Origin of the sequence: Amycolatopsis sp. (assembly GCF_035546795.1) — a bacterium.
In the GTDB taxonomy this organism is placed as follows: domain Bacteria; phylum Actinomycetota; class Actinomycetes; order Mycobacteriales; family Pseudonocardiaceae; genus Amycolatopsis_E.
Genome location: NZ_DASZWC010000005.1, coordinates 32060 through 58437, shown reverse-complemented (window position 1 = coordinate 58437; position 26378 = coordinate 32060). Strand labels below are relative to the sequence as shown.

The 26378-nt window shown below is 69.8% G+C and carries 29 protein-coding genes; 12 read left to right on the top strand and 17 right to left on the bottom strand.

Features of this window, described 5'->3' with window-relative positions:
- Positions 1-59 precede the first annotated feature (59 nt).
- Positions 60-404, top strand: coding sequence for a VOC family protein (locus VHD82_RS06745; protein ID WP_325698142.1), 345 nt, complete (start codon positions 60-62; stop codon positions 402-404).
- 36 nt (positions 405-440) lie between these two features.
- Here the strand turns inward: VHD82_RS06745 and VHD82_RS06740 are convergent, their stop codons facing one another.
- The 5 genes from VHD82_RS06740 to VHD82_RS06720 all read right to left on the bottom strand — a co-directional run bounded on the left by VHD82_RS06740 (position 441) and on the right by VHD82_RS06720 (position 4977).
- Positions 441-821 carry a GatB/YqeY domain-containing protein gene (locus tag VHD82_RS06740; RefSeq protein WP_325698140.1) on the bottom strand — a complete coding sequence of 127 codons (381 nt, stop codon included), beginning with the start codon at positions 819-821 and terminating at the stop codon, positions 441-443.
- 89 nt (positions 822-910) lie between these two features.
- Positions 911-2209 carry an NAD(P)/FAD-dependent oxidoreductase gene (locus tag VHD82_RS06735; protein WP_325698138.1) on the bottom strand — a complete coding sequence of 433 codons (1299 nt, stop codon included), beginning with the start codon at positions 2207-2209 and terminating at the stop codon, positions 911-913.
- Entirely contained in the window at positions 2206-3447 is a 1242-nt protein-coding gene (gene kynU, locus VHD82_RS06730; protein WP_325698136.1) for a kynureninase, read from the bottom strand. Before kynU ends, VHD82_RS06735 begins: the two co-directional genes overlap by 4 nt.
- Positions 3448-3545: 98 nt before the next feature.
- Positions 3546-4193: a helix-turn-helix domain-containing protein gene (locus VHD82_RS06725; RefSeq protein WP_325698135.1), complete on the bottom strand. Its 648-nt coding sequence runs from the start codon at positions 4191-4193 to the stop codon at positions 3546-3548.
- 166 nt (positions 4194-4359) lie between these two features.
- Complete coding sequence (locus tag VHD82_RS06720; RefSeq protein ID WP_325698133.1) at positions 4360-4977, bottom strand: TetR/AcrR family transcriptional regulator; 618 nt, start codon at positions 4975-4977, stop codon at positions 4360-4362.
- Positions 4978-5270: 293 nt separating this feature from the next.
- Here VHD82_RS06720 and VHD82_RS06715 point away from each other — a divergent pair, with 293 nt between their 5' ends.
- Together VHD82_RS06715 and VHD82_RS06710 are read left to right on the top strand one after the other, a co-directional pair.
- Positions 5271-5873: a hypothetical protein gene (locus VHD82_RS06715; RefSeq protein WP_325698131.1), complete on the top strand. Its 603-nt coding sequence runs from the start codon at positions 5271-5273 to the stop codon at positions 5871-5873.
- Between the two features lie 28 nt (positions 5874-5901).
- Complete coding sequence (locus VHD82_RS06710) at positions 5902-6336, top strand: MarR family winged helix-turn-helix transcriptional regulator (protein WP_325698129.1); 435 nt, start codon at positions 5902-5904, stop codon at positions 6334-6336.
- A gap of 5 nt (positions 6337-6341) precedes the next feature.
- Here the strand turns inward: VHD82_RS06710 and VHD82_RS06705 are convergent, their stop codons facing one another.
- Positions 6342-6995, bottom strand: a complete 654-nt coding sequence (locus VHD82_RS06705) for a CAP domain-containing protein (protein WP_325698127.1) — start codon at positions 6993-6995, stop codon at positions 6342-6344.
- 142 nt (positions 6996-7137) lie between these two features.
- Positions 7138-8355: an MFS transporter gene (locus VHD82_RS06700; protein ID WP_325698125.1), complete on the bottom strand. Its 1218-nt coding sequence runs from the start codon at positions 8353-8355 to the stop codon at positions 7138-7140.
- Between the two features lie 78 nt (positions 8356-8433).
- Here VHD82_RS06700 and VHD82_RS06695 point away from each other — a divergent pair, with 78 nt between their 5' ends.
- Positions 8434-8985 carry a TetR/AcrR family transcriptional regulator gene (locus VHD82_RS06695; protein ID WP_325698123.1) on the top strand — a complete coding sequence of 184 codons (552 nt, stop codon included), beginning with the start codon at positions 8434-8436 and terminating at the stop codon, positions 8983-8985.
- 101 nt (positions 8986-9086) lie between these two features.
- Here VHD82_RS06695 and VHD82_RS06690 read toward each other — a convergent pair whose 3' ends face one another.
- The gene (locus VHD82_RS06690; protein WP_325698122.1) at positions 9087-9869 is read right to left on the bottom strand and encodes an HD domain-containing protein; all 783 of its coding nucleotides are present in this window, start codon (positions 9867-9869) and stop codon (positions 9087-9089) included.
- A 213-nt stretch (positions 9870-10082) separates the two neighbouring features.
- Between VHD82_RS06690 and map the strand changes: the two genes are divergently transcribed.
- Together map and VHD82_RS06680 are read left to right on the top strand one after the other, a co-directional pair.
- Positions 10083-10859 (top strand): type I methionyl aminopeptidase, encoded by a 777-nt coding sequence (map, locus tag VHD82_RS06685; protein WP_325698120.1) that lies wholly within the window; start codon positions 10083-10085, stop codon positions 10857-10859.
- 60 nt (positions 10860-10919) lie between these two features.
- The gene (locus tag VHD82_RS06680; protein ID WP_325698118.1) at positions 10920-11417 is read left to right on the top strand and encodes a hypothetical protein; all 498 of its coding nucleotides are present in this window, start codon (positions 10920-10922) and stop codon (positions 11415-11417) included.
- Here the strand turns inward: VHD82_RS06680 and VHD82_RS06675 are convergent.
- Positions 11414-11959, bottom strand: a complete 546-nt coding sequence (locus VHD82_RS06675; RefSeq protein WP_325698116.1) for a GNAT family N-acetyltransferase — start codon at positions 11957-11959, stop codon at positions 11414-11416. The genes VHD82_RS06680 and VHD82_RS06675 overlap by 4 nt on opposite strands.
- A gap of 122 nt (positions 11960-12081) precedes the next feature.
- Between VHD82_RS06675 and ilvA the strand changes: the two genes are divergently transcribed.
- Both ilvA and VHD82_RS06665 read left to right on the top strand, forming a co-directional pair.
- Positions 12082-13320: a threonine ammonia-lyase IlvA gene (ilvA, locus tag VHD82_RS06670; protein WP_325698114.1), complete on the top strand. Its 1239-nt coding sequence runs from the start codon at positions 12082-12084 to the stop codon at positions 13318-13320.
- 61 nt (positions 13321-13381) lie between these two features.
- The gene (locus VHD82_RS06665) at positions 13382-13960 is read left to right on the top strand and encodes a hypothetical protein (protein WP_325698112.1); all 579 of its coding nucleotides are present in this window, start codon (positions 13382-13384) and stop codon (positions 13958-13960) included.
- A gap of 3 nt (positions 13961-13963) precedes the next feature.
- Here VHD82_RS06665 and VHD82_RS06660 read toward each other — a convergent pair whose 3' ends face one another.
- Positions 13964-15358 carry a hypothetical protein gene (locus tag VHD82_RS06660; RefSeq protein WP_325698110.1) on the bottom strand — a complete coding sequence of 465 codons (1395 nt, stop codon included), beginning with the start codon at positions 15356-15358 and terminating at the stop codon, positions 13964-13966.
- Between the two features lie 276 nt (positions 15359-15634).
- Between VHD82_RS06660 and VHD82_RS06655 the strand changes: the two genes are divergently transcribed.
- On the top strand, positions 15635-16489 hold the full coding sequence (locus tag VHD82_RS06655; RefSeq protein ID WP_325698108.1) for an SAM-dependent methyltransferase: 855 nt from the start codon (positions 15635-15637) through the stop codon (positions 16487-16489).
- Here the strand turns inward: VHD82_RS06655 and VHD82_RS06650 are convergent.
- Positions 16486-16980 carry a hypothetical protein gene (locus VHD82_RS06650; protein WP_325698106.1) on the bottom strand — a complete coding sequence of 165 codons (495 nt, stop codon included), beginning with the start codon at positions 16978-16980 and terminating at the stop codon, positions 16486-16488. The genes VHD82_RS06655 and VHD82_RS06650 overlap by 4 nt on opposite strands.
- Before the next feature lie 60 nt (positions 16981-17040).
- Positions 17041-17487: a hypothetical protein gene (locus VHD82_RS06645; protein ID WP_325698104.1), complete on the bottom strand. Its 447-nt coding sequence runs from the start codon at positions 17485-17487 to the stop codon at positions 17041-17043.
- Positions 17488-17556: 69 nt separating this feature from the next.
- On the opposite strand from VHD82_RS06645, the gene VHD82_RS06640 reads away from it, so the two are divergent.
- The 3 genes from VHD82_RS06640 (at position 17557) to VHD82_RS06630 (ending at position 20922) form a co-directional block, all read left to right on the top strand.
- Positions 17557-18144, top strand: a complete 588-nt coding sequence (locus VHD82_RS06640; RefSeq protein ID WP_325698102.1) for a helix-turn-helix domain-containing protein — start codon at positions 17557-17559, stop codon at positions 18142-18144.
- Between the two features lie 283 nt (positions 18145-18427).
- The gene (locus VHD82_RS06635) at positions 18428-19555 is read left to right on the top strand and encodes a tryptophan dimethylallyltransferase family protein (RefSeq protein WP_325698100.1); all 1128 of its coding nucleotides are present in this window, start codon (positions 18428-18430) and stop codon (positions 19553-19555) included.
- Complete coding sequence (locus tag VHD82_RS06630; protein ID WP_325698098.1) at positions 19552-20922, top strand: tryptophanase; 1371 nt, start codon at positions 19552-19554, stop codon at positions 20920-20922. Before VHD82_RS06635 ends, VHD82_RS06630 begins: the two co-directional genes overlap by 4 nt.
- 41 nt (positions 20923-20963) lie before the next feature.
- On the opposite strand, the gene VHD82_RS06625 is transcribed toward VHD82_RS06630, so the two are convergent.
- The 5 genes from VHD82_RS06625 to VHD82_RS06605 all read right to left on the bottom strand — a co-directional run bounded on the left by VHD82_RS06625 (position 20964) and on the right by VHD82_RS06605 (position 26292).
- Positions 20964-21566: a GTP-binding protein gene (locus VHD82_RS06625; protein WP_325698096.1), complete on the bottom strand. Its 603-nt coding sequence runs from the start codon at positions 21564-21566 to the stop codon at positions 20964-20966.
- A complete protein-coding gene (locus VHD82_RS06620; RefSeq protein WP_325698094.1) occupies positions 21547-21909 on the bottom strand; it encodes a DUF742 domain-containing protein in 363 nt (120 codons plus the stop codon). Before VHD82_RS06620 ends, VHD82_RS06625 begins: the two co-directional genes overlap by 20 nt.
- The gene (locus VHD82_RS06615) at positions 21909-22334 is read right to left on the bottom strand and encodes a roadblock/LC7 domain-containing protein (protein ID WP_325698092.1); all 426 of its coding nucleotides are present in this window, start codon (positions 22332-22334) and stop codon (positions 21909-21911) included. Before VHD82_RS06615 ends, VHD82_RS06620 begins: the two co-directional genes overlap by 1 nt.
- Positions 22335-22354: 20 nt before the next feature.
- Complete coding sequence (locus VHD82_RS06610; protein WP_325698090.1) at positions 22355-24766, bottom strand: nitrate- and nitrite sensing domain-containing protein; 2412 nt, start codon at positions 24764-24766, stop codon at positions 22355-22357.
- A gap of 425 nt (positions 24767-25191) precedes the next feature.
- A complete protein-coding gene (locus VHD82_RS06605; RefSeq protein ID WP_325698088.1) occupies positions 25192-26292 on the bottom strand; it encodes a sensor histidine kinase in 1101 nt (366 codons plus the stop codon).
- Positions 26293-26378 lie beyond the last annotated feature (86 nt).

The following is a 26378-nucleotide window of genomic DNA, read 5'->3' as shown; positions in this document are numbered from 1 at the left end:
GCCAAGATTAGGACGCGTGTCCTAAGTTCAGGACAGTTGTCCTGACCCAGGAGGCCATGATGAGTTCCCCGTTCGTGTTCATGGACGTGCGCACCACCGACGTCGGCGCGTCGCGCCGGTTCTACACGGAGCTTTTCGGCTGGCAGGTGGCCGATCTGCCGGTGCCGATGTTCACCGGAGAGACCGGCCCGTGGGGCGCGCTGACCCAGCTCGCCGAGGACGACGCCCGGCAGCCGCAGTGGATTCCGTATGCACCGGTCGCGGATCTGGATGCCGCCGTGGCCAAGGCGGTCGGACTCGGCGCCACCGTGACACGCGAACGCGTCGACCTGCCCCAGGGCTCGGTGACCGTGATCGAGGACCCGGTGCACGCCACGCTCGCGCTCTGGGAAGCGCACGACTAGGCCCGAGCCGCACCGCTTCCCCGGGAATCGAGACGGTCAAGCGGGGCTGAGCGGGGGCGCCAGAAAACGCTGCAATACCGCGGCCTCCGCGCGGAGCTGCTCGGCTCGCTCACCACGTCCGAGGCGCTCGTACTCCGCCGCGGCGTCCGTGCGTTCGCCGGCCTCGTTCGTGACGATCGAGCGCACCTCGGCCTCGGTAAGGTTGCGGCGCGCGGCATCCGCGGCACCGACCCCGAGGGCCGCGCCCGCGACGTGCTCGTTCCCGATGGTGGTGTCCACCCGCTGGCCGGCCGGTACCGCCTCGGCGTTGTCGATCGCCGCCAGCGCGGACCGCAGCGCACCGATGGCGGCGCGCTCCCTGTTCTTGAGCGCGGCTTTGAGGGCGTTCCGCAGTTCCTCGCGTATCGGCGTACTCACCCCCGAGACCTAACCAGAGGGCAGGCGCACCGGCGACCCGTTTTCCCGACGGTGTACCGGAACTCCGTGGCGGAGCTCTTCGTCCGGGTTCATCGGCGCATCAGTTTCACCGCCGCGCCCGCTGCCCCGGACACGGCCGCGGCACCGGCCGAGAAGAGCAGGGCGTGCTGCCCGCGCACCCGGCGCCGCACCTGTGCGTACGGCACCGTGGAGAACGACACCAGCTCGTAGCGCGACACGTACCGGCCCGGCAGCAGCCGTTCGAGGGTGTGCTCGATCCGTTGTCCCAGGCGGAAAACCGGCGACGCCACCTTGTCCCGCATCTCGATGAAGTTCGCCAGCGCCATCCGCGCGATCGCCTCGGTGTCAGCCCGGCGGCTCTGTTCGAACAACGGCAGCGCGCGAGTCCAGTCACCGCCGGTCTCGCTCAGGCACCGGTCGAGCACCACGACGTCCTCGAACGCGCAGTTGGCGCCCTGGCCGTAGAACGGCACGATGGCGTGCGCCGCGTCGCCGATCAGCCCGGCCCGGCCGGAATGCCACGAGGTGCAGCGGACCGTGCCCAGCAGGCCGACCGGGTTGAGCTGGTAGTCCTCGACGAGGCCCGGGATCAGCGGCACGACGTCCGGATAGTGCTCGGCGAAGTACCTCTCGACCGCGGCCGGGCTGCTCAACGAGGCGAAGCTGGCGGTACCGCTGTTCGGCCAGAACAGGGTGGCGGTGAACGAGCGGTCGGGGTTCGGCAGGGCGATCATCATCGACCGGCCGCGCGGCCAGATGTGCAGCGCCCCGGGATCGAGCGCGAACTCGCCCGCGCGCGCCGGAATCGTCAGCTCCTTGTAGCCGTAGTCCAGGAAATCCAGGCTTTCCGTGGTCGCCCCGGCCCGCAGCAACTGCCCGCGCACGGCCGAACCCGCCCCGTCCGCGCCCAGTACGACGTCCGCGACGGCGCGGACCTCGCCGCCGGGAGTGTCGAACCACATCTGCCCGCTGCCCGGTTCGAGCCTGCTCAGCCGGTGGCCGAACTCGATCCGCACGGTTTTGTCCGCCGCGTCGAGCAGCACATTGTTCAGCGCCGCCCGGCTGATCGAGTTGATCGCGCGCTCGCCGTCGGCGCTGTAAGGCTGCAGCCCCGGCTCCCCGTCGACCGGATGCACCATCCGGCCACGCATCGGCAGCGCACCGGCCAGCACCTGGTTGTCCAGGCTCACGCGGCGCAGCGCGTCGAGACCGCGCTCGGACAGCGCGAGGTTGATCGACCGGCCGCGTTCGGCACCCGCGGCCCGCGGGTCGGCGCGCCGTTCGTAAAGCACGACGTCCTCGCCGCGCCGGGCCAGGTAACAGGCGAGCAGGCAGCCGGCCAGGCCACCGCCGACGATCGCGATCATGCTTCCTCCGGGATCAGCGCGGCGAGCGCCCGCACCGCGCGCCAGCAGTCGTGATAGCTGGAGTACAGCGGCACCGGGGCTATCCGGACAACGTCGGGTTTCCGGGCGTCGGTGACCACGCCGGATTCCACGCGCAGGCGACGGGAAAGATCTTCGGCGTCCGGCACGCGAAGCGAGAGCTGGCAGCCGCGCCGGGCGGGCTCGCGTGGGGTGAGCACGGTGATCGGGCGGCCGGGCAGGATCTCGTCGAGGAGTTCTTCGAGGTAGCCGGTGAGCCGCAGGCTTCGTTCGCGCAGCGCCGGAATCCCGATCTGGTCGAAGATCTCCAGTGACGTGCGGACCGGGCTCATCGCCAGCACGGGCGGGTTCGAGACCTGCCAAGCCTCCACTGTGGACGGTGGGCGGGACGAAGGGGCCATCTCGAACCGGGTGGCTTCCTCGGTGCTCCACCAGCCTTCGAAACGCGGGAGCTCCTTGTTGCCGTGATGCCGTTGGTGCACGAACGCACCGGCGAGGGCACCCGGGCCCGCGTTGAGGTACTTGTAGGAACACCAGGCCGCGAAATCCGGACCCCAGTCGTGCAGCCGCAACGGCACATTGCCGGCAGCGTGCGCGAGATCCCAGCCCACCACCGCGCCGGCCGCGTGCCCGGCCGCGGTGATCGCCGGGATGTCCAGCAGCTCGCCGGTGAGGTAGTTGACCCCGCCCAGCAGCACCAGTGCGACCGTTTCCCCTTGCGTGGCCAGGAAGTCCAGGATCTCGCCGGTGTCCAGCCGGACGACTGTGGTGTCCGGTTCGAGCCCGTGGTAACGCGCCTGGCTCCGCACCGCGTAGCTGTCGGAGGGGAACGCGGAATCCTCGATCAGGATGCGCGTGCGGTCACCGGCCGGCCGGTAGAAGGAAACCATGAGCAGGTGCAGGTTGACCGTCAGCGAGTTCATCACGACGGTCTCCGACGGCAGCGCCCCGACGAGCCGCGCGGCCGGGCCGGTCAGCTGCGCGTGATAAGGCAGCCAGGGCCGGTTCGCGGCCAGATGGCCCTCGACCCCGAGCCGGGCCCAGTCGTCCAGCTCCGCGACAAGCTCCGCGCGCACCGCGCGTGGTTGCAGTCCGAGCGAATTCCCCGCGAAGTACGCCGATTCCGGGTATTCCCCGCCTTCGGCGGGCGGGATGTGGAACAACGACCGGTGCCCGGGATCGCTCTCGTCGAGTTTCCGCGCCTGATCTTCGGTACTCATTCGACGGCATTTCGAATGCGCGTGCCCGTACCAGGCCGTCTTGGCGATCTCTGCATGCGGTCCATGCTCGCAGCGTGGACCGCCGTTTTCCAGCGGAACTAACTCCCGGCCGCGGTGTGTTTGCGGGGATTGTCCGGAAACCAGCGAGCCTGGCGCTGCTTCACCGCGACCTCGACCGCGTCCAGGATGCCGGCGATGACCAGGTCGAAGATCTCCGCCGAGGACAGCCCGCGCTCGGCCGTCACCCTGGCCAGCGCGGGAAAGCCGTCGACCGGCATGGCCGCGCCCTGGGTCTCGTGCAGGGCGCTGCCGATCGCGGACAGCTCCAGCGCGTCGAGCAACGGCATCACCGCGGCGCTCGGCACGCCCTCGTCCATCAGCCGGGTGGCCCAGATGTCCAGCACGCGCGCGCCCATCCCGAGCGAGCGGTGGCGCACGATCACCGGGACCAGCGCGGGGTGGGCGAGCATCGCCCGGCGCAGCCGCCGGATACTTTCGGGCAGCCAGGCCCGCCAGCCGCCGCCCTGCTCGGCCGGCAGGCGCAGCTCCGCGAGCGCGAGCTCGGCCGCTCCGGCGACGATCTCGTCCTTGTCGCGAAAATGGTGGTAGAGCGAAGCGCCGTTGACCCCCAGCGCGTCGGCGAGCCTGCGGATGCTCAGCCCTTCCAGGCCCCGCTCGTCGATGATCTCCAGCGCGACGGCCAGCGCCCGGTCGCGGGAGATCAGCGGGATTCTGGGCCTCGCCATTACGACCGCCTCCCGGAAAGAGCGCTCCGCCCGGACCCGGACACCGGGGCAGCATAGCGAACGGGAATTCCTCCCCGGCCCGCCGGAATTTGCGTGGCCGTCAATTTCCGGCGAGCTGATTCCACCATTTCCGCGGCGGGTATTCCGGGCACCGGAAATGGCCCCGCTACCACAACGTTCCTTCCAGCAACCGGCAGAACTGCGCGACGACCGACTCCAGCTGATCGTGCGTCCCGACGAAACCCGCGTACAGCCCCATCCCCCACAGCACCGCGACGAGCATCTCGGTGACCGCCGGAACGTCGGTGTCCGCACGGATCTCCCCGGGCTCCACCGCCATCCGCACCGCGCCGCCGACGAACTCCCGCACGTCGGCGAGCTGCCCGTGGGCGCTGTCGCCCAGTTCGGGATGGCGGAACGCGTCGAGCAGCGACGCGGCCATGAACCGGGCATAGGAGCGGTCCCGCGAATCGACCTGCGAGGCCGATCGCAGGAACGCGGCGAGCTGCCCGGACAGGGTTTCCCTGGCCTGTGCGGTGTCCGCGCCCGCCGCCACGACCGTCTGCCTGGTGGACGTGAACAGCGCGCGGTAGAGCGCTTCCTTGGTGCGGAAGTAGTGGTTGACGGCGGGCCTGGTGAGCCCCGCGCGCTCGGCGATCGCCTTGACGGTGGTGCCCTCGTAGCCCTGCTCGCTGAACACGTGCCGCGCTGCCTGCAGGATGACCTCGCGCGTACTCGGGCCACCGGAGACCGGTGGCCTGCCGCGCCGCCGCGGCTCGGTCAAGGCCTGCCACCTCCCCCAGCGCTCGACCTCGCCAGCTTAGCAACGCAAACGCCGTCCGTGTGCGGGAATCCCGGCGAACAGTCTCGAATGGACAGTCACAGTGCACAGTCCGAAACGGGTCTTCGATGTCAAGAGCCAGAAGACTGAAAGCGCTTCACCGGCGCCGCGGGACGGACGCTGGGGAACCCAACGATGCTAGGTGATCTTCGACCCGCGTGGCCACGCCGGCCGCGCGGCCGATATCTTCTTCGCCCTGCGTGGTTTCACCGGCAGACCGAGGAGGAGCGGCGAAGATGTCAGCGGAGAACGGTGAGGGAATCCTCCAGATCCTGCGCATCAGGGCACAGGCGGCCCCGCCGCAGCTGGCCGAAGCGCTGGGCGCGGACGAGGCGGAAATCCGCGCCGGGCTGGCGAAACTGGCCGAACAGGGTTCGGTACGCGACACCGGGGACGCCCGGCAGGGCTGGACCACCACCCGGGCGGGCAGGCGCACGGCCGAGGACCGGATGAAAACGCTTTCCGAAGGCTCGCAACCACAGCTGACGAAGGCCTTCGAGGCGTTCCTCGTGCTCGACGGCGAGTTCGAAGAACTCTGCGCGGACTGGCGGACCAGGGACGCGATCAAGACCGGCGCGGCCGAGTTCGCGCCGCGCCTGGCCTCGATCGACGACGGGGCGCGGGCCGTCCTCGAGGAGATCGTGCCCATCGCGAAGCATTTCGCCCTCTACGCGCCCCGGCTGGCCCGGGCGCGCGAGAAGTTCACCGGCGGCACCGACAGCTACCTGACCGGCCTCACCGTGGACTCCTACCGCACGATCTGGACCGAATGGCACGAGTGCTTCTCCGTCAGCCTCGGCAAGCCCGGTGAGTCCTCGGGCGCGTCAACGTTGGGCTGACTAACGATAGCGGCTAACCTTGCTGCTCATGGAGATCCCGTCGCGGCTGAGCGGCCTGCCCAGCTGGCTGCTCACCCAGTCCGCGAGCCACGCGCACCGGCTCGTCTCGGAAGGCTTCGCCCAGGTGGGCATGCGCGGCTACCACTACCGGCTGCTCGCCACGCTGGAGGAGTTCGGCCCGGCGAGCCAGGCCGACCTCGGGCGGCGCAGCGGGATCCACTTCAGCGACGTCGTGGCCGCGCTCAACGAACTGGCCGAACAGGATCTGGTGCGCCGCGACCCGGACCCGGCGGACCGGCGGCGCAACGTCGTCACGATCACGCCCGCCGGTCGCCGCAAGCTCAAACGGCTGGACCGCACCGTCGAAGGGGTCCAGGAGGAGCTGCTCGCACCGCTGAACCCGGAGGAACGCGAGCAGCTCACCGGACTGCTGGCGCGGCTGCTGAAGCACCACAGCAGCTAGGCGCGTCAGAAGCCGAAGTCCTGGGTCCAGTACCAGCCGGCGCGGGCCAGGCCGACGCCGAGCTTCGTGTAGGAGCAGTTGAGGATGTTCCGGCGGTGGCCGTCGGAGTTCATCCACAGGTCCATGGTCTGCGCGACGGTCGTCGAGCCTTTCGCGATGTTTTCCGCGGCGGGGCTGGGATATCCGGCCGCCTCGATACGCTGCGCGAAGCCGACGCCGCTGGGCGTGTCGTGCGAGAAGTAGTTCCGCGCGGACATGTCGTCGCTGTGGCCCTGGGCGGCGGCGTCGAGGCGGCCGTCGAGGCTCAGTGCATGGCAGCCCGCCGTCGCGCGCTGCTCGTTGACCAGCGCGAGCAGCTGGCCCGCGATCGAGGAGTCGGCCGCCCGTTTCGTCGTGGAGGCCGAGGCGGGGCGGGGTTTGGTGCCGGACTTCGCCGACGGCGCGGGCGGCGAGGTCGTCGTGGTGGTCGGCGGCGGGATCGTGGTGGTGGTGCTCGCGGGCGGCGGGGCGGCGAGCGGGGTGTAGTGGGTGTCGGGCACGACGATTTTCATCGAAGTGTCGTCGGAGACGGGCAGGACGCGCCACATCACGACGCCGCCGCCGGCCAGCAGCACACCCCCGAGCAGGCCGAGTGCGATGACGATTTTCCTGATGGGCACGATCGCAGAAATTATCACCGGACGGTAACGACATTGACCCCTCGAACGGCCCAATCCGGTTAGCCCGTTCGCTGGTGAACCGGACCGCCGTGGCGCGGCGGCTCCCTCGTGCACAGGCTGAGGGAGCCGCCTGCCGGCCGGCTCACGCTTGCCGCGAACGGAGTTGCTGCGCGCCGAGCGCCGCCAGGCCGAGGACGATCACCGCCGCGCTGTAGACGATCGCGGTGCTGCGCAGCCCCACCGAGTTGACGGCGAACCCGGCGATCACGGCCGGGACGCTGAACGCCAGGTACGCCACGGTGTAAGCAACAGCGAACAGCTCGCCCCGCTCGGACGGCCCGGAAATCCTTGCCAGAGTGCCGAAAGTGGCCAGCGCCGAGGCGCCGAAGCCGACGCCGGCCAGCACGGTGCCGACGAGACCCGGCACCATCGCGCCGGTGAGAATCCCGGCCAGCGTCACGGCGGTTCCCACGGCCAGCAGCACCGCACCCGCGCGCAGCACCACCTCCATCGACCGCTCCCGCAGGAAGAACGACGTCAGCGCGCCCGTGCCGCACAACAGGGTCACGACGAGCCCGCCGACCAAATGGTTGCTCAGCCCGAAGATCCCGGCCGCGACCGACGGCCCGAGCGAGAGGTACAGACCACCCAGGGCCCAGCTCGCCAGCACGATCGGGACCAGCGCGTAGAAATCCTTGCGCAACCGCTCGGGCACGCCGAGCCGGGGCGAAAGCGACGCCAGGCCACCGGAACGCCGCGCCGAGGTCTCCGGCATCATCGCCACGACCACGCCGGCGAGCACCATTCCGGCGAGCAGCAACAGCCACACCAGATGCGTCGGCGCGGGCGCGTACTGCACCAGCGCGCCGCAGCCGAGCGCGCCCAGGGCCAGGCCGCTCGTCGGGGCGATCCCGTTGATCAGCCCGGCGCGGCCAGGTGCGTGTGGCGGATTGAGATCGACCAGCGTGGCGCCGAGTGTCGTCAACGCGGCGCCGGTCGCGATGCCCTGCAGCAGCCGCGCGAGGTACAGCATCGGGACGTTGCCCGCGGTCACGAACAGCACCAGCGACAAGGCTTCCAGCGCGATCGCGGCGGCGAGCACGGGCCGCCTGCCGACGTAGTCGGACAAGGCGCCCAGCACGATCAGTGAAGCGATCAGCCCGAGCACGTACACCGCGAAAACGGCGGTGAGCGTGACGGCCGAGAAATGCCATTGCTGCTGGTAGACGACGTAGAGCGGGGACGGGGCACTGGACGCGGCCGGGAAGAGCACCGCGATCGCCGCCACGGCCGCGAAGGTCACCCCACGGGAAGGCCGGCGCGCGGCGACCGGAGACGCCAGAAGGGAGGACTCGGACAACACAACTCCTCTAAAGCAGTGATCGGTGCGTTAGCGCGAGCATAGCGCAAACGCATCGATCAGTGCGATAATCAGCTTATGTCCTCGAGCACCACCCAGACCAGGCCCGGCGGCCGCTCCGCCCGGGTCCGCGCGAACGTCCATCTCGCGGTGAAGGAACTGCTGGCCGAAGAGTCCGCCGAAGCACTGACGCTGCCGGCCGTCGCCAACCGCGCGGGAGTCCATCCCACGACGCTCTACCGGCGCTGGGGCTCGGTCGCGGAACTGCTCAACGACGTGGCGACCAGCCGGTTCAGCGGGGACATCGTCGTGCCCGACACCGGCTCGCTGCGCGAGGACCTGGAGCGCTGGACGAAAGACGTGGCCACCGACCTCGCCGACCCGGACTCCCTCGCCGTGATGCGCGCCGCGATCGGCTCCGGCCCGGACGGCGGCTGCGCCTGCACCGCCGACCGCCACGCGCAGCTGGCCGCGATGCTGGAGCGGGAGAAGTCCCGCGGCGGCTCCGCCCCGGAACTCGGCCGCGCGGCGGACGCACTACTCGGCCCGCTGTACTACCGCGCGATCTTCACCGACGGCGGGGTCGAGCCCGACTGGGTGCGCGATCTGGTGGCGGCGCTGCTCAAGTAACCGAACCGTTCGTTACCAACCCCGCGGCAGCCACCACGACAACAGGCCCCCGACCAGACCCGCCGCCGACCGCGCCTGCCTGCCTTCGATCGGATCAGCAACTAGGAAGCGGGCACGAGCCCCGCGAGCAGGTCTTCGGTACGCCGCACGGCCGCGGCTCGTTCGGCCCCGTTGATCTCCAGCGCCCGCACCACCGGGTCGGCCGGGCCGCGCCGCGATCTGATCTCGGCCATCCGGCCCTCGAACGACACCGGCCTGCCCGTCGGCCCGGTGGTCATGTCGCAGTACCACAACGCGTCGCGCACCCGCCCGCGTTCGTCCCGGAACTCGGCGAGCTGCGCCGACAGGCCGGTCAACTCCGCGACCGCCGCCGCACCGGCGTGATGGGCGACGAGCGCGCAGATCCGCTCCGGAACCCGTTGCCGCAGCAGGAACCGCGCTCCGTCGATCTGGTGCATCCCGGTCCGCACCAGGCTTTCCGCATACCCGATGTCGTGCAGCCAGGCCGCGGCGACAAGCACTTCCCGCTCCCCCTCGGGCAGCGCCCACCCGATCGCCGCGGCCCGGCCCGCAACCCCCTGCGAATGGGCCCATCGCCGCGGAAGTGACCGTGCCAGCAGGCGTTTCGCCGTGCAGCGGGCCCATTCCGTCAGCGACATGGCCCCCGGGCAGCTCTCCAATTCCGCCCGGACCACCCGCTCCACCAGGATCGGGACGAAGGCACGTACCCGCGCACCGGCGAACCGTGACCGCGCCTGCTCCACGCAGGCGTGCACCACACTCGCCGGCACCGGGTCCTGTTCGGTGGCCAGCCGCCGTTCGAGCTGTCTCAGCCGCTCGTCCACAACGGACTGCTGCAACTGCTCGACCGTCGCGGCGGGCATGCCGTTCCACCCACTTCCTGCCGGAAAACCCAGTGTGCACACCGAAATCACGGCTTTACAGGGCCGAAAGTCCCGAAGCGGGACGCCGGTCGCCCAGCCTAGGCTCGACGGGAAGGCGAGGACAACCGCACGGCGTCCCCCACGCGGGCGAGCAACCGAAATGGGCGACCGCTACAGTGGTATTAAAATACCGCCGCCGACGTGAAGGTTTCCATGATCGAACTGAAGACACCCGCCGAAATCGACCGGATGCACACCACCGGGCGGTTCGTCGCCCGGACCCTGGCCGAGCTGTGCGAACTCGCCGACGTGGGCGTCAATCTCCTGGACCTGGAGCACCACGTCCGCGGCCGCATCCGGGAACGCGGGGCACAGTCCTGCTACTGGGATTACGCCCCCTCCTTCGGCAACGGCCCGTTCCGCAACGTCGTCTGCCTGTCGGTCAACGACGCGGTACTCCACGGACTGCCCCACGACTACACGCTGCGCGACGGGGACATCCTCAGCATGGATCTCGCGGTCGGGATCGACGGCTGGGTCGCCGACGCCGCCCGCACGGTCATCGTGGGCACCCCGGCCGACGACGACCTGCGGCTCGTCCGCGCGACCGAGGAAGCGCTCACCGCCGGGATCGAGGCGGCGACGCCGGGCAACCGGCTGGGCGATATTTCGGCGGCGATCGAGACCGTCGCCACCGGCTACGGCTACCCCATCAACACGGAGTTCGGCGGCCACGGGCTCGGCCGCACGATGCACGAGGATCCGCACGTCTCCAACAAGGGCCGTGCCGGCCGCGGCCTCAAACTGCGCGCGGGGATGACCCTGGCGCTCGAACCGTGGTTCGCCCGCACCACCGGCCAGATCGTCTTCGACCCCGACGGCTGGACCATCCGCTCGGCCGACGGCTCGCGCACCGCCCACTCCGAGCACACGGTCGCGATCACCGACGACGGCCCGCTCGTGCTCACCCAGCGCCCGCCGGCCGCGTAACAGCGGCGCGGTGGCGGCCGACTTCCCCGGTGTTCACCTCCGGACGATCGGCCAGCCATCATGCTCCGTGCCCTCTTCACCGCCATCGCGGTCGTGCTGATCGCCGGCGCGTCCGCGTTCCTGGCGATCCAGCCGATCGCGGTCGTGCATCCCTCCACTCCGGTCGCCGCGCCCGCCGCACGCCCGAGTGCCAGGCCCACCCAGCCCACCACCACGACCGCACCCCCGACCACGACCACCACGGCACCGCCGGCCACCACGACGACGGCGGTGGCCGCCGATCCCGCTTCGGTGGTGGAAAACTTCTACATCGCCATCAACAACCGGGATTTCGCCACGGCGTGGGCGCTCGGCGGCCAGAACCTCGGCCATTCCTACTCCGATTTCGTGGCCGGGTTCGCCAACACCGTGAGCGACGACCTGACGGTCACCTCGGTCAGCGGGCAGACGGTGTACGTGTCGCTGACGGCATGGGAAACGGACGGGACCGCGCACTACTACACCGGTTCCTACACCGTGGCCGACGGGCAGATCCGGCACGGCAAGCTGACCGGCTAGTCCACAATGGACGCCTTCGTCACCGCGTACTCGACGTCGCCCTCCTCGGAGCCGGGGATCGGCTCCAGGTCCGGCCAGAACGTGCGCACGTAACGCAGGCCGAGCTTTTCCATCACCCGGCGTGATCGGACGTTGACGGTCATCGTCTGCGCCCACACCCGCTCGACGCCGAGCTCGGTGAATCCCTTGTGCAGCAATGCTTTTCCTGCTTCGGTGGCATATCCACGCCCCCAGGCGGAACGGCGCAGCCGGTAGCCGAGCTCAACGCCTTCCGACTGCGGATCCGGGCGGAGGCTGTACCAGCCCAGGAACTCGCCACTCCCCTTTTCCTGCACCGCCCAGCAGCCGAAGCCCTCGAAGGTCTCGTAGTAGCCGAGCAGCCGCGGCAGGATCTCGTCCCGGACCTGTTCGGGCGGGGTCGGCACCCCGCCGGAGAGGAAACGCATCACCTCCGGATCACTGTCCAGTTCGATCAGATTGTCCGTGTCTTCGACGGTGAAACGACGCAGCGTGAGCCTGCCGGTCTCCAGGAACGTCCCCATCGGCCCATCCTCGCCCGGGCCGCTGACCTGCGTCGAACGCTTTTCGGCGCGCACCGGACGTGGCCGGAAGACGGCGCACACTAGGCTGAACGGAGGTCACTGACGCGGACTGAGGAGCGGAAATGGGTGTGGAGGCCGCCGCGGTCGACGCGGCGTACGAGCGGTTGCGCGACGTGGTGGCCAGAACGCCCTTACAGCGGCACGAACGGGTCTCCGCCCGGACCGGCGCCCAGGTCTGGCTCAAACGCGAAGATCTGCAGGTCGTGCGCTCGTACAAGCTGCGCGGGGCCTACAACCTGCTCGCCCAGCTCGAAGGCGAGCAGCGGGACGTCGTCTGCGCCAGCGCAGGCAACCACGCCCAGGGTGTCGCCTTCGCCTGCCGGGCCCTGGACCTGCACGCCAAGATCTTCCTGCCGCGCACCACTCCCCGGCAGAAGCGGGACCGCATCGCGCTGCTCGGCGGCGACCGGGTGCAGACCATCGTCGGCGGGGACACCTACGACGTCGCCTCCGCCGCCGCGCGTGAGGAGGCCGCCCGCACCGGCGCACTGATGGTGCCCGCGTTCGACCACCCCGACGTCATCGCGGGCCAGGGCACCGTCGCCCGCGAGATCGTGGAGCAGCTGGGCCATGCGCCGGACGTGCTGGTGGTGCCGGTCGGCGGTGGCGGCCTGATCGCCGGGATCACCGCCTGGCTGGCCAAGCACCACCCCACGACCAGGGTGATCGGCGTCGAGCCGAGCGGCGCGGCGAGCATGGCGGCCGCGCTGGCCGCGGGCGAGCCGGTGGAGCTGGCCGAGCTGGACGGGTTCGTCGACGGCGCCGCCGTGCGCAAGGTCGGCGCGCACACCTACGACGTGCTCGCCGGGGCGCAGGTGGACCTGCGGACGGTCGACGCGGGCGTGCTGTGCGAGGAGATGCTCGACCTGTTCGACATCGACGGGGTGATCGCCGAACCGGCCGGCGCGCTCGCCCCGGCCGCACTGCGGGCCGGTGGCCTGGTGAACCCGGGCGAGACGGTGGTGGCCGTGGTGTCCGGCGGCAACCACGACGTGAGCCGGTACGCCGAGGTCATGGAGCGGGCGCTGGTCTCGCGCGGGGTCAAGCACTACTTCCTGGTGGAGTTCCCGCAGGAGCCCGGCGCGCTGCGGCGGTTCCTCAACGACGTGCTCGGCCCGGACGACGACATCACCCTGTTCGAGTACGTGAAGCGGACCAACCGCGAGATCGGCCCGGCGCTGGTCGGCCTCGAACTGGGTGCCCCAGAGGACCTGGCGCCACTGCTGGAGCGGCTGGCGGCCTCGCCGATCACCGCGCAGAAGCTCTCGCCCGACGACCCGGCGTTCCGCTTTCTCGTCTAGTGTCCTTTTCGGACTCACGGCCATGGCGGGCATGGCCGGTCCGCCGAACTGTGAGCGGGGCATGATCTCACTGGCCGAAACGCTGTCCACGATGGACGGGGAGCAGGCCGCCCGGCTGCGGGGACTGGTGGTGCGCCAGCTCATCCTGGCCCGGCGGCTGCCGGAGCAGCAGTTCACCCTGGTGCACCTGTTCCTGCTGCCCGGCCCGGGTTTCTCGATGTACGAGGTGATCGAGCCGGTGGACGGCACGGCACCGCTGGACCAGGTCGCCGAGGCGGCCGTCGAGGAGTTGCAGGCGTCCGGCGATCCCCGGCTGATCGCCAATTCCGACGAGCGCTGGCAGTCCCGCGACCCGCAGCTGCGCGGCATCTACGTCGGCACCGGCGCCCGGTTCACCACCGCGCCGCCGAAGGTGGCCGACACGACGCTGTTGCGCCTCGCCGACGGCGCCGCCGTGATCCTGGTGCTGCTGCCGGAGGAGAAGCCGCTGCTGCAGGCGTCCCAGCCGTTGATGATCGGCGAGCAGGTGCTGCCCCCGACCCGCGAGATGCCGGGCACCCGGGAGCCCGCCTTCGTACTCGTCGACCGCGTCGCCGAAGCGTTGCGCCAGCCCCGAAAGCCCTTCAGCGCCTTCGGCTGAGCGCTACTGCACCACGCCGTTGGCCTCGACGAGGTTCTCGTACCAGTCGTCGTAGGGATGGTTGGTCGCCGGGTAGTTCGCCAGCGGGTCCGTCGCCAGGCTCGCGTCGTCGAAGTCCCAGCCGCGGACGATGTGCCCGGCCGAACGGGCCGAGGCGATGAACGAGCTGTTCGTCGCCGGGGCGGCGTAGAACAAGGCGCCCTGCTGCAGTTCCGCGCTGTCCCCGCTCTGGTATTCGTCGAAAGCCGTCTGCGGGTAACGGATGTCGCCGCCGGAGACCTGCGCGGTGGCGTAACGCAGGGTCTGTGCCGGGGTGGCGCCGTCCGCGCCGGTCGAGACCTTGACCCCGCGCGAGGTCGTCCTGTCGTACTGACTGTCGGAGGTCTTAGCGTTGCCGGTCCAGGTCACCGTGGCCCCGTTGAGCGTGCCCTGCCACTGCCAGTTCTGGCTGCCGCTCTGGCTCCGGTGCACCTCGCGCAGCGTGCCGGCACCGGTGAAGGCGACGCTCGGCTGCACCCCGTTGTCGTATTGCTTGCTCGCCGACCACGTGATCTCGCCGTCCGCGCCCAGCTGACCGACGCGGTACCACAGCGTGGTCGCGCTCTGGGACTGGTGCACCTCGACGAGCTGCCCGTTGTCGTCGAGCGCCACCGCGGGTGTCTGCCCGTTGTCGTACCGGCCGTGCCGCCGCCAGCTGATCCGGCCGTCCGCACCGAGCGTCCCGGTCCAGTACCAGAGCGTGCCGCTGCCGTTGTCGTGCACCTCCACGACCTGGCCGTGGCTGTTCACCGCGACCGCGGGGTGGTAACCGACGTCACGCTTGTAGGCGGCGCGGGTGGTCCCGTCGCCGGAGAGCAGCGTCAGCACCTTGCCGCGCAGCGTGCCGACGGACGGCAACGCCGTGGGATAGTCCTTGGCCTGCACCAGATTCGCCCCGAAGACGCCGGTCAGCTCCTGGTTGAGCGCGGCGAGGTTGCCCGCGGCGTAGGACGGGTTGTCCGTCAGGTCGTCCTTGAGGTCGAGCATGACCACGATGGGCGCGGCCGAGGGATGCGCGTCGGACCAGGTGTCGACGGTGGTGAGCCAGGCCCGCAGCGCGTTCGACGACGGGTTGCCCGCGTGATCGACCAGGTCACCCGGCGCGCTGTGGCCGACGGCGTAGTCACCGGTGCTGCCGTAGTCGTTGTCGTGGATGTCGAACTCGACGAAGCGGACGCCGTGGTCGAGCTGGTAGGTGATCGACCCCTTCGCCCCGTCCACGTTCCCGGAATAGCTGTTGTGCGTGGCCCGGAAGACCGCGGCGGCGAAGGCGGTGTCGGCGTCGGCCACCCCGGGCGCGAACACCCCCGCCACCAGCATCGCGGACAGGACCACGGCGGCAGTTCTGGCTCGGCGCATGACCCCAGAGCCTGCCACCGGCGCACCCGCGCCGGTGCGAAAACGGCCAACTCTTCACGAACTCCTCCGCCCCGGTTCATCTCACCCCCGCGAAGGAGTCCACAATGGACAAGTCGCGGCCAAGGCCACGAAAGGCCATTACTACCGAGCGCGAGCCATGAGCTGACGGTCCGTGAGCATCCGCGAGTTGATCTTGTGCGGCGCCAGTGATCGATCCAGTCGGGGGCAGCGCTATGCTCCCGGCAGGGAAATCTTCACCGCACAGGGAGCGAAATCGTGAGCGTGCAGGGCGAGCAAGCGCCGAAGGCACCCCGGGACGTGGACCTCACCAAGCCCAGCTCGGCCCGGATCTACGACTGGTACCTCGGCGGCACCAACAACTACGCCGTGGACAGGCATTTCGGCAAACAGGCCGATGAACAGTTCCCGCTGATCAAGACGCTGGCGATGTCCAACCGGCAGTGGCTGGGCCGCGTCGTGCGCGCCGCGCTGGCGGCAGGCATCACCCAGTTCCTCGACCTCGGTTCCGGCGTCCCGACCGTCGGCAACGTGCACGAGATCGTCGCCGAGCACGCGCCCGAGGACAGCGACCCGCGCGTGGTCTACGTCGACTACGAGCACGTCGCCGTCGCGCACTCCGAAGTCATCCTGCAGGACGAGAGCGAGTGGGCCGGCGCCGTCCGGGCCGACCTGCGCGACCCCGAAGCGGTCTTCAACGACGCCACCGTGCAGCGCCTGGTGGATCTCAGCAAGCCGGTGTGCGTACTGCTGGTGTCGGTGCTGAACTTCGTCGGCGGCGGGGACGACGTGCCCGGGGTGCTGAACCGGTACCGCCAGCGGATGGCACCGGGCAGCTGGCTGGCGATCAGCCACATCACCACCGACGACGCCCCGGAGGACGGCGCGGCGCAGATCAGCGCACTGGCCGAGTCCTACCGCAAGACGCAGAACCCGGCCTGGCTCCGGCCGCGCGCCGAGTTCGCGTCGTGGTTCGACGGGATGGACCTGGTCGAGCCGGGCATCGTGCACCTCACCGACTGGCGCCCGGACGAGGTCGAGGCGGTGTTCCCGGACCTGGAGAAGGAAGAAGTGCGGCCGTTCTACTGGTCGGCCGTCGGCCAGGTGCGCTAGCGTCCGGCCCGGTCCTCGCGCGGCGGAACCGGGAACACCTTGCTCCGGCGGAGCACTTCGCCGGTGAAATCGACCGGCACCGGCGCGTTAGCGTCGAGCTCGCGGAAGACCGGGATGACCAAGGGCTCCCCGCGCGGCGCGAGCCGCTGGACGATTTCCGATTTGAGCTCGGAAACTGTGCGCTCGCGCGAAAAGTCCGCCCAGTGGCGGCTGCCGTCCAGCGCGCGGAACCCCAGATACCAGGCCGCGCCGGTGAACCGCATCGTGTTTCCGAACGTGCTTCCCGGGGAAAGGATCCGGGACCGCGGGAAGAACCGGGCGGCGCCCCAGCCCACGCACCACTGTGCCGTCGCCGCCGCCAGCCGGGCCCAGGTGCGGATATCGCACAGTGTGGCAAGGGGCTCCCCGGCCACCATTTCCCGGACTGGATCGAGGATTCCGAGACCCGCCATGGCCCGCTCGACAGCGAGCTGCACCGCGGCGTCGGTCACACGCCGAAACATGGACAAGACTGATTCGGCGGCCCCCGTCATGGCAATACGCCGAACAGGTCAACTCACCGCGTGCCGGAGCAGGAACGGCAGCGTCCGCTGATGCACCGGCGCCGCCGCCGCCCACACCAGGCGGCCGGCGCGGCCGCGGAAGTACACGAAGGTCGCCCACCGCAGCGAAAAATCGTCCGCCAGCGCCACATTCTGCGCGATCAGGAACCGCGAACGCATTTCCAGTGTGACCGAGTTCTTCTTCGCCCGGACGATCTCGTTGCCCAGCACGTAATCCGCTGCCGGGAACGGTCCAAGATGGACACCCAGCCCGAAGCGCCACGCCAACGGCAGAATTCGCCGGAGCGCGGCCGGAGCGCCCTCGAACACGGCCCGCGCCCACTCCTGTGGCGGGCGCGGCACGGAAATCGGTGCCGTGAAAGCGGATCCCCAGTCCAGCCGCGGCAGCGTGCAGGCGGCACGCAGCTCTTCGGTCACGGCGACCCGGTCCGGCACACCCCACCCCCTTAGTAGACACCTGTAGAGTAAGCGCCCTGCCAGACAGACGTCAACTAGGATCCTCCGGTGACGAGGCGACGCCTGAAGCCCGAGGAACGGCGCGACGAACTGCTCGACATCGGAGCGGAGTTCTTCGCGGCCAAGCCCTACGACGCTGTCCTGATGGAGGAGATCGCCGAACGGGCCGGGGTCTCGCGCGCGCTCGTCTACCGCTACTTCCCCGCCAAGCGCGATCTTTTCGCCGCGATCTACCAGCGCGCGGCGGAGCGGCTCGTCGCGCAGACCGAGGCCACGCCGGCGCGCTCGCTCGACGAGCTGGTGCGCACCGGGCTCGACGCCCATCTCGACTACTTCGCGGCGAACCGGCTGACCGTGCTCGCCGCGAACCGCACGCTCGCCGGCGACCCGGTGATCCAGGCGATCATCAACGACGAACTCACGACCCTGCGCGCGGACCTGCTCGACGCCTCCGGCCTGAGCGGCGGGCGGCGCGAAACGGGCTCGGCCACGATGCGGTCCTGGCTTGTCTTCGTCCGCGAAATGTGCTTGAGCTGGCTGGAAAACGACGCGATCAGCCGCGACGACGTACGTGACATATGCCACCGGGCATTACTGGGCGCACTCGCCGCCCTGTCCGGGGTTGACCGGACATAGCAGCGGAATCGCCGCGCCACAAGGATTTTGTGATCGACCGCGCGAAGATCCATTCGGGAAAGCGTTTTCCCAGGTCTTTCACGGTGGCGGCATACCGCGTTCGGATGTGCCACAAAGCGTTGTGGCGCAACCCAAAGTCGGGGCGGTCACGGAGCGCTGTTATACCTGATCACTCAGTCAGCGGATAGCTTGACCCGTTCGGCCGGGTTACGTTGTCTGACGGTCTGCCAACAGTTCTCTTCCCAGTGCGAACCCGGTTGTTCGCAGGACCGCCGGAGCCAGAGTGAACGTCGCCGACGTGACCCTGTATGACCATGCCCGAAAACAGCTGAGAGATCTCTGCGGCGTCGCAGGATTCGCTCCCCCGCGCGACGCGTCGGACGATCTGCTCGCGCAGCTGCTCGGATCCGCTGCCACGCAACGGTTGTCCGACACGCCGAGATACCTGTCCGACGTCGCCGACGACGGCACTCCGCTGGAGTTCTCGCTCGCCTTCGACGCCGCGGGCGGGCAGGCGGTCCGGATCCTCGGCGAGACCTGCGCGGAGAACCCCGGCCTCGCCGCGAACGCGCAGGCCGGTCTCGGGGTCTTCCGGAACCTCGCGCGGAGTCTGGGCTCCCCGCTGGACCGGCTGGAGGCCGTGGCCGACCTCTTCCTGCCCGCGGACCCTGTCGGCCTGTTCTCGCTGTGGTACTCACTGATCCTGCGGCCGGACGCGGCGCCGAAACTCAAGGTGTACCTCAACCCCGCCGTCCGCGGCCCCGGCCGGGACCGTGACCTGGTGCGGAAAGGCTTGGCACGACTGGGTTTGGCCGACGCCTACGAGAGTATCAGCGAGTACGCGCTGCGGCGGGGCGAGCGGGATCGCTTTTCCTTCTTCGCGCTCGATCTCGACGACAGTCCTCTTTCGAGGGTCAAGCTGTACGTCTCGCACGACTCGGCGAGACCGGCCGACGTCGAGCACGCCGCCGCCGCGGTCGCGGATGTCGATTCCTTGCAGGTCAGGCGTTTCTGCCACCTGCTGGGCGGGATGGAGGGCCCGTTCACCGGCCGCCCGCTGATCTCCAGCTACTCGTTCGTCGAGGCCACCTCCGCGGTGCCCGGCAACTACAGCCTGTACCTGCCGATCCGCGACTACGTGCCGGACGACGAAGCCGCCCGCGCGCGGGTACTGGATTTCCTTGCACAGAGCGAATTCGAGCAACCCGAACTGGACAAAGCGCTGCGGGCGGTTTCCTCCCGGCCACTACACGAGGGCGTGGGCCTGATCGCGCACGTCTCGCTGCGGCTCGGCGGATTCGGCACCGGCACGACGGTCTATCTTTCTTCGGAGGCCTACGGAGTCACCAGGCCGCGGGGCGCCGCGGTGGCGGGCAGCACAGAGACCCAGAAGCCGAGAGGGGCAGCATGAAATCGTTTCCACCGTACCGGGTTCAGGTCGTCAAGGAGATCCCCATCACCACCAGGCCCGAGCGGGAGGAAGCGCTTTCCCGGGCCGGGTACAACATGTTCGACGTGCCGGCCGGCATGGTCACCATCGACCTGCTCACCGACTCCGGCACCGGGGCGGTGTCGGCGGCCCAGGAGGCGGCGGCCGCGGCCGCCGACCGCTCCTACGCCGGTTCCGACTCCTACTACCGCTTCCGGCACGCCCTGGACGAGCTGACCGGGTTCCCGCACATCTTCCCCGTGCACCAGGGCCGCGCGGCGGAACGGATCCTGTTCTCCGCGGTGCTGGCGCCGGGCCGGATCTCCTTGTCCAACACGCATTTCGACACCACCCGCGCGAATGTCGAGCTGCTCGGCGCGCAGGCGCTGGACCTGCCCTGCCCCGAGGCGGCCGACCTGGACAGCCTCGATCCGTTCAAGGGCAACATCGATCTCGCCAGGCTGGAGGAGATCCTGGCCGGACCGGACGGGGAGCGCGTCGGCCAGGTGCTCATCACCATCACCAACAACGGTGGGGGCGGGCAGCCGGTGTCGATGGCGAACCTGAAGGCCGTGCGTGAGCTGTGCAAGCGCTTTCAGGTGCCCTTCTTCCTCGACGCCGCCCGGTTCGCGGAGAACGCCTGGCTGGTCACCCAGCGGGAAGCCGAGTACGCCGGGCACACGCCGAGGGCCGTGGCACAGGAGGCGTTCGCGCTCGCCGACGGCTGCGTCGCCAGCCTGAAGAAGGACGCGATCTCCCCGATGGGCGCGATGATCGGCATCTCCGACGCCGAAGTGGCCCAGCGCTGCGAGGTCAATCTCATCGCCACCGAAGGGTTCCGCACCTACGGCGGGCTCGCCGCGCACGATCTGGAGCGGGTCGCGCAGGGCCTGGAGGAGGTCCTCAACCCGCATTACCTGCGCTCACGCACGGCGGAGGCCGCGCACCTGGCGCGGCTGGTCAACGAAGCCGGGGTGGACATCGTGCAGCCGCCCGGCATCCACGCCCTCTACCTCAACGCGGGCCGGCTGCTGCCGCACATCCCGTCGAGTGGTTTCCCCGGGCACGCGCTGGCCTGTGAGCTCTACCTCGCGGGCGGGATCCGGTGCGTGGAGCTGGGTTCGCTGTACCTCGGCGAGTTCGACGAGCAGCACAACCTGCGCACCCCGGCGCCGTTCGAACTGGTGCGGGTGGCGATCCCGCGACGCACGTACACCCAGGCGCACCTGGAGTACGTGGCCGACGTGCTGGGCACCATCGCGAAGAACCCCGAGTCGGTGCCGGAGTACCGCGTGGTGGACGCGCCACCGATCCTGCGGCACTTCAACCTGAAGATGCGCAAGGCCTGACCGAACGGGGGCCACCTCGTGCGAGGTGGCCCCGTTCGCGTTCAGGGCAATGCGGGCTCGGCCGCCGGCAGCCGGTCCATCGCGTAGCGGACCAGCCGGATCAGCGCGAGCTTGCTCGATTCCCGTTCGCGCGCGTCGAAAAACATCACCGGCACTCCCGGCGCGATCGCCAGCGCCCGCCGGATCTCGTCCTCGTCGTACTCGTCCGCGTCGTCGAAGCGGTTCACCGCCACGATGAACGGGATCTTGCGCCGCTCGAAGAAGTCGATCGCCGCGAAGCTGGTGTCCAGCCGCCGCGTGTCCACCAGCACCACGGTGCCGATGGCGCCACGGGCGAGCTCGTCCCACATGAACCAGAACCGGTCCTGGCCCGGGGTGCCGAACAGGTACAGCACGGTGTGCGGGGAGATGGTGATGCGGCCGAAGTCCAGCGCGACCGTGGTGGTGGTCTTGCGTTCCACCCCGGTGAGATCGTCGATGCCGTCGCTGGCCTGCGTCATCACCTCCTCGGTGGACAACGGGACGATTTCGCTGACCGAGGCGACCATGGTGGTTTTCCCGGCGCCGAAGCCGCCCGCGACGACGATCTTGACCGGGGTGGGTACCACCGGCCCCGGTGAGCCGTCAGAGCTTGGTGAGACCATTGAGCACCGCCTGGAGTAATGCGCGATCCGGAGCCTGTGCCGGCTGCGGGGAACGGACGATCACGTCGCCGCGCTCGATGAGGTCACCACAGAGAACCTTCACCACGGCAAGGGGAACCTTGACGTAGGCGGCGATCTCGGCGACCGACAGCGGGCGCTGGCACAGTTCGAGAATGGTCAGGTGTTCCGGGGCGAGACCGAGGGGATCCTGGCCGGGCGCGATCGCCATCACCTGAGTGGCCACGTCGAGCGTGGCGTCGCCGACCGGGATCCGGCCGCGGGTGATGGCGTAGGGCCGGACCAGTGGCCCGGCCGCTTCGTCGTACCAGCCCTCGTCCGGCATCAATTGCGCTCCGCGGCGAACCTCGCGGTGTCGCGCGGAGCCGAGGTCATGTAGTCGCCGACCCGTTTGACGAGCCGGTTCATCTCGTAGGCGATCATCTCGACGTCGACGTTCTCCTCGGCCAGGATCGCCAGGCAGGCGCCCTGCCCGGCGGCCGAGACGAACAGGTAGCCGCCCGCCATCTCGATGAGGGTCTGCAGCACCGGGCCACGGGCGAAGTGCCTGCTCGCCCCCTTCGCGAGGCTCTGCAGGCTGGAGGAGATCGCCGACAGCTGGTCCGAGTCGTCCTTGGACAGTCCGGCGGACTTGCCCATCAGCAACCCGTCCGCGGAGAGCACGACGGCGTGCTGGGCGCCCACGACCCGGTCGACCATGTCATCGAGCAGCCAGTTCAGGTCTGCCATGGAACCTTGGTTCTCGTTCATCGATGAGTCCGACTTCCCTCTCACTCAGTGGTTGCCCGGTGCTCTGCCGGCTCTTCGGCCGCCCGTCCTCGCTGGGTTCCCTTGTGGAACTTGGAGATCGTGCTCAGCGTCCGGCCCTCGAACTCGCTGTAGTCGGCCGGCTCGGCCTCCGGGTCCTCCCGGAGCTGATCGACGAGGTTCTGCTGTGGTTCGCGCTGCGGCAGCGGGGCGCGGTCGACGCGCTTCGGCTTCGGTTCGGCCGCGGCCACCGGTTCGGGCTGCGCGCTCGTGACGGGGCCGGGCACGCGGCGCGGAAGCTGTCCCGGCGCGGGCTGCTCCGGTTCGGGTTCGCTGGTCATCGTCGTCCTCCTGACCGGGGACGGTACCGGGACCCGGCCGGCGGACTCGACCTCTCGGTGCCGCCCCGCGCCGACGGCGACGGGCTCGGGTTCCTCGACCTGAGCCGGCTGCCCGCGGAACTCGGAGTCGGCGTTGTCGGCGACCTGGCCGTCGGTGGAGACCAGCTCGGTCGGGATCAGGATGGTGGCGCGGGTGCCGCCGTAGCGCGACGAGTCGAACATGACCCGCACGCCGAGGCGGGCGGCCAGCCGCGCGACCACGAACAGGCCGAGGCTCGCGTCGGCCTTGAGCGCCATCGCGTCGAACTCGGGCGGCTCGGACATCATCCGGTTGGCCCATTCGCGGGTCTCGTCCTTCATGCCGAGCCCCTGGTCGGCCACGTCCACCACGACCCCGCGCGCGACCAGCGTGCTGGTCATGTGCACCTGGGAGCCGGGCGGGGAGAACGTGGTGGCGTTGTCGACCAGCTCGGCGATCAGGTGGATGGTGTCGGCCACCGCGGAACCGATGACCGCGACCTGCGGCACGTTCTCCACCTCGACGCGGGAGAAGTGCTCGGTCTCCGACACCGCGGCGCGCAGCACGTCCATCAGCCACACCGGTTTGCGCCAGCGGCGGCCCGGCTGCTTGCCACCGAGGATGATCAGGTTCTCGGTGGTGCGCCGCGCCCGGGTGGCGAGGTGGTCGAGCTGGAAGAGTCCCTTGAGCTGCGCCGGGTTCTCCTCCTGGCTCTCCATCCGGTCCAGGATCTGCAGCTGCCGGTGCACCAGGCCCTGGTTTCGGTGCGCGATCCCGAGGAACACGTTGTTCACACCGCTGCGGGCCTTCGCCTCGCTGGCTGCCGCGGACACGGCGGTCAGCTGGGCCATGTTGAACGCCTCGGCCACCTGCCCGATCTCGTCCTGGCCGTGGTCCAGTCTCGGTAGTTCGGCGCTGACGTCGACCGGCTGGCCCTCCTTGAGCCTGCCGACGATGCCGGGCAGCCGGGTGCGGGCGAGTTCGAGCGAGTCGTTGCGCAGCCTTTCCAGGCGGGTCAGCAGGGTCCGGTCGACGAGCGTGCGCGAGACGCGGACGGCGACGTAGATCGAAGCGACCGCGGCGAGCAGCGCTACCGCACTGCCGATAATCGCGTTGCGCAGGTTCGCGTTCCCGTCGGTGAGCGCCTGGCTGGACACCCGGTCGGCCTGGTCGACGGTCAGCCCGACGAGCTGGCCGGCGACCTGGTCGGTCAGCGACCGCCAGTCGGTCTCGGTGACGGTGAACCCGCCGGAGCCGGTGCGGAAAGTGCCGGGGCCGTGCGTGATGATCGCGTCCTCGTCCGCCGACAGGCGTTGCCAGGCGTCACTGGAGGTGAGGTCCTGATAGCGCTTTCCGACCTCGGGCACCATGAACGGCGCGAGCTTCGTCAGCGCGGCGCGGTAGGAGCCGACCAGCTGGGAGAACTGCAGATGATCGGCCACCGACAGGGAGCCGGCGGCGAAGGCGCTGGTGGCCAGCGAAGCGGCGCGGGACATCGAGTCCGAGGCGCGGAAGATCTCGGTCGCGCCGATCGCGCCCTGGGTGGCGGTCACGTCCGGCACCGTGCGCGCCTGCGCGTCGAACAGTCCGGCCGCGGTGTCGATGAGCTTGTTGTAGAAGTCGTTGACCTGGCTCTTGCTCACCGTGCGCAGCGCGATCTGCGTGCGCACCACGGGAAGCTGGTCCAGGCTCGACTCCAGATCGGTCATCCGCTGCGCGATCTCGTCCGGCACCATGTCCTTGACCGGAGTCATCGCGGCGCGCAGGCTCGTCAGCGAGCGGTCGATCGTCTGCTGCTGCTCCTGCAGGTCGCCCAGGCCGACGCCGGGCCGGTCGAGGTAGATCAGGCTCAGCTGCCGTTCCTGTTGCACGGCACCGAGCGCGGTGACGGCGGGGATCGAGACATCCTGCACGCTGGAGGCCACCGTGCGGACGTAGACCCCGTTGATCACGAAGTACGCGGAGAGCACCACCCACATCACGATCAGGGTGATACTGGGGACCAGCACCGTCCCGGTCAGCCGTTTCCGGATCGACTTGTGGTGGCCTTCGCCAGCCTTCTCTTGTTTCTTCACGACGCTCCACGTGATCGGGGAAAACGCTTCCAGCGGCCACCGCGGTGTACTTAAGCACCTGTGTCAAGCGGCCGATCCGGTGGCGTTTGCGCGCCCCGGTCCGGTGCCCGACCGCGACATGATGTCCTATCGCCCCGGCGGGCCGAATCGCGGCCCCACCTTGGGCGCGCACCGGCGCGGAACGCCGCGCGAAAACCGGAAAGGATGGGCGCGCGGACTAATGTGGACGGTTCGTGAATGCTTTGAACATTCGCCGGGATATTTTCCCGGCACCCGGAACGGCCGAAGTCCCACGTCAGCGGAATGCCGTGCGGAACGGTGTATATGGCGCGCTTTTCCGGGCGGTGCCCGGCGGATCGTTTTCGCCCGGTGCGCCGCGGTGATCAAGCCCGTGACCAATTCGGAGGGTGATCCCACGGACTGGACTACCACCCGGGCAGAAGTCCCCCGCAAGGGTGATGATCATCACGCTGAGTCCGGAGTGGCACGCACGTCCCGTTTACCTGGATGCGTAACGTTGAACCCGGTGTAACCCTCCGAAACCGCCTGGCGCACAAGCGAAATCGCGGCGGCCGCCCGCCCGGCCTACTGGCCGGCGGTGAGCCGGACGGTGCACCCGCCGTCCTCACCGGGGCCGAAGGTGACGTGGTCGCACAGCTGGTAGGCCATCCAGAGGCCGAGGCCGCCCAGCGGGCCTTCGCGGCGGGCAGCAGCCCGGCCGCGGGATCGGTGGGCCCGGCGCCGCCGTCGGTCACGGTGACGACCAGTCGCGTTTCGCCGCGCCACAGCCGCACCGTGACCGGCGGCAGCCCGTGCTCGATCGCGTTGGTGGTCACCTCGTCCACCGCTACCTGGAAGTCACCGAACGCCGCCGCTGACAGCACGCCGCCGTGGTGCGCGGCCAGTGCCTGCCGGACGAAGGCCACGTTGGGGTCGCGCAGCTCGAACACCGGCGGCCCGGCTTGCAGCGGGTCCGCCGCGGGGACGCGGCGCTCCCCCAACAGCGCTGCGGGCGCGTAGCTCGGGCTCGCACGGTGCGCACCGTCCCGCTCCGCGAAGCGGGGGTGCGTGCGCGCCACGTCGTCGAGGATCCACGACGGCGTGCTCCGGGTGTCGTATGTGCACACGCCCCACACCGGGAACTCGTCGTAGGCCTCGTTGATGACGGCCTCGTAGCGGGCCCACCAATCCCAGGTTGCGGCCTCGGCCGGCACCTCGCCGACGACCCTGACCTGCTCGAAGCCCTCGGCCACGTACTCCGCGAGAAGCTTGCGGTAGGCGCGGATCGTGACCGCGGGGCGCGCGTAGTACTCCTCGCCGGGCAGGAACCCGACCCCCGAGTCCGCCGGCAGCGCGGCCCGCAGCACGGACGAGACACCCTCCCTCGCCGAGACCAAGGTGGGCTCACCCGTGGCGACGCCGTCCAGCAGGAAGGGGACGAGCGCCTCCGCCAGCTCCGCTTCGGAGCCGTAGTACATCGCCGCGTGGAAGCAGCCGGCATGATCGGCCGCCGCGCCGGTTCTCATCGGGTCGAAACACGCCCTCAATTGGTCGACGATTCCGGAGTCTGGGGACCCTTGTGGTTACGAAGATAACGCTCCTGCGCGATTCC

Coding starts and splice junctions, on each gene's coding strand:
- VHD82_RS06745 (WP_325698142.1), top strand. CDS start 60: ATGAGTTCCCCGTTCGTGTTCATGGACGTGCGCACCACCGACGTCGGC.
- VHD82_RS06735 (WP_325698138.1), bottom strand. CDS start 2,209: ATGATCGCGATCGTCGGCGGTGGCCTGGCCGGCTGCCTGCTCGCCTGT.
- kynU (WP_325698136.1), bottom strand. CDS start 3,447: ATGAGTACCGAAGATCAGGCGCGGAAACTCGACGAGAGCGATCCCGGG.
- VHD82_RS06725 (WP_325698135.1), bottom strand. CDS start 4,193: ATGGCGAGGCCCAGAATCCCGCTGATCTCCCGCGACCGGGCGCTGGCC.
- VHD82_RS06715 (WP_325698131.1), top strand. CDS start 5,271: ATGTCAGCGGAGAACGGTGAGGGAATCCTCCAGATCCTGCGCATCAGG.
- VHD82_RS06710 (WP_325698129.1), top strand. CDS start 5,902: ATGGAGATCCCGTCGCGGCTGAGCGGCCTGCCCAGCTGGCTGCTCACC.
- VHD82_RS06695 (WP_325698123.1), top strand. CDS start 8,434: ATGTCCTCGAGCACCACCCAGACCAGGCCCGGCGGCCGCTCCGCCCGG.
- VHD82_RS06690 (WP_325698122.1), bottom strand. CDS start 9,869: ATGCCCGCCGCGACGGTCGAGCAGTTGCAGCAGTCCGTTGTGGACGAG.
- map (WP_325698120.1), top strand. CDS start 10,083: ATGATCGAACTGAAGACACCCGCCGAAATCGACCGGATGCACACCACC.
- VHD82_RS06680 (WP_325698118.1), top strand. CDS start 10,920: ATGCTCCGTGCCCTCTTCACCGCCATCGCGGTCGTGCTGATCGCCGGC.
- VHD82_RS06675 (WP_325698116.1), bottom strand. CDS start 11,959: ATGGGGACGTTCCTGGAGACCGGCAGGCTCACGCTGCGTCGTTTCACC.
- ilvA (WP_325698114.1), top strand. CDS start 12,082: ATGGGTGTGGAGGCCGCCGCGGTCGACGCGGCGTACGAGCGGTTGCGC.
- VHD82_RS06665 (WP_325698112.1), top strand. CDS start 13,382: ATGATCTCACTGGCCGAAACGCTGTCCACGATGGACGGGGAGCAGGCC.
- VHD82_RS06660 (WP_325698110.1), bottom strand. CDS start 15,358: ATGCGCCGAGCCAGAACTGCCGCCGTGGTCCTGTCCGCGATGCTGGTG.
- VHD82_RS06630 (WP_325698098.1), top strand. CDS start 19,552: ATGAAATCGTTTCCACCGTACCGGGTTCAGGTCGTCAAGGAGATCCCC.
- VHD82_RS06625 (WP_325698096.1), bottom strand. CDS start 21,566: ATGGTCTCACCAAGCTCTGACGGCTCACCGGGGCCGGTGGTACCCACC.
- VHD82_RS06620 (WP_325698094.1), bottom strand. CDS start 21,909: ATGCCGGACGAGGGCTGGTACGACGAAGCGGCCGGGCCACTGGTCCGG.
- VHD82_RS06615 (WP_325698092.1), bottom strand. CDS start 22,334: ATGAACGAGAACCAAGGTTCCATGGCAGACCTGAACTGGCTGCTCGAT.
- VHD82_RS06605 (WP_325698088.1), bottom strand. CDS start 26,292: ATGAGAACCGGCGCGGCGGCCGATCATGCCGGCTGCTTCCACGCGGCG.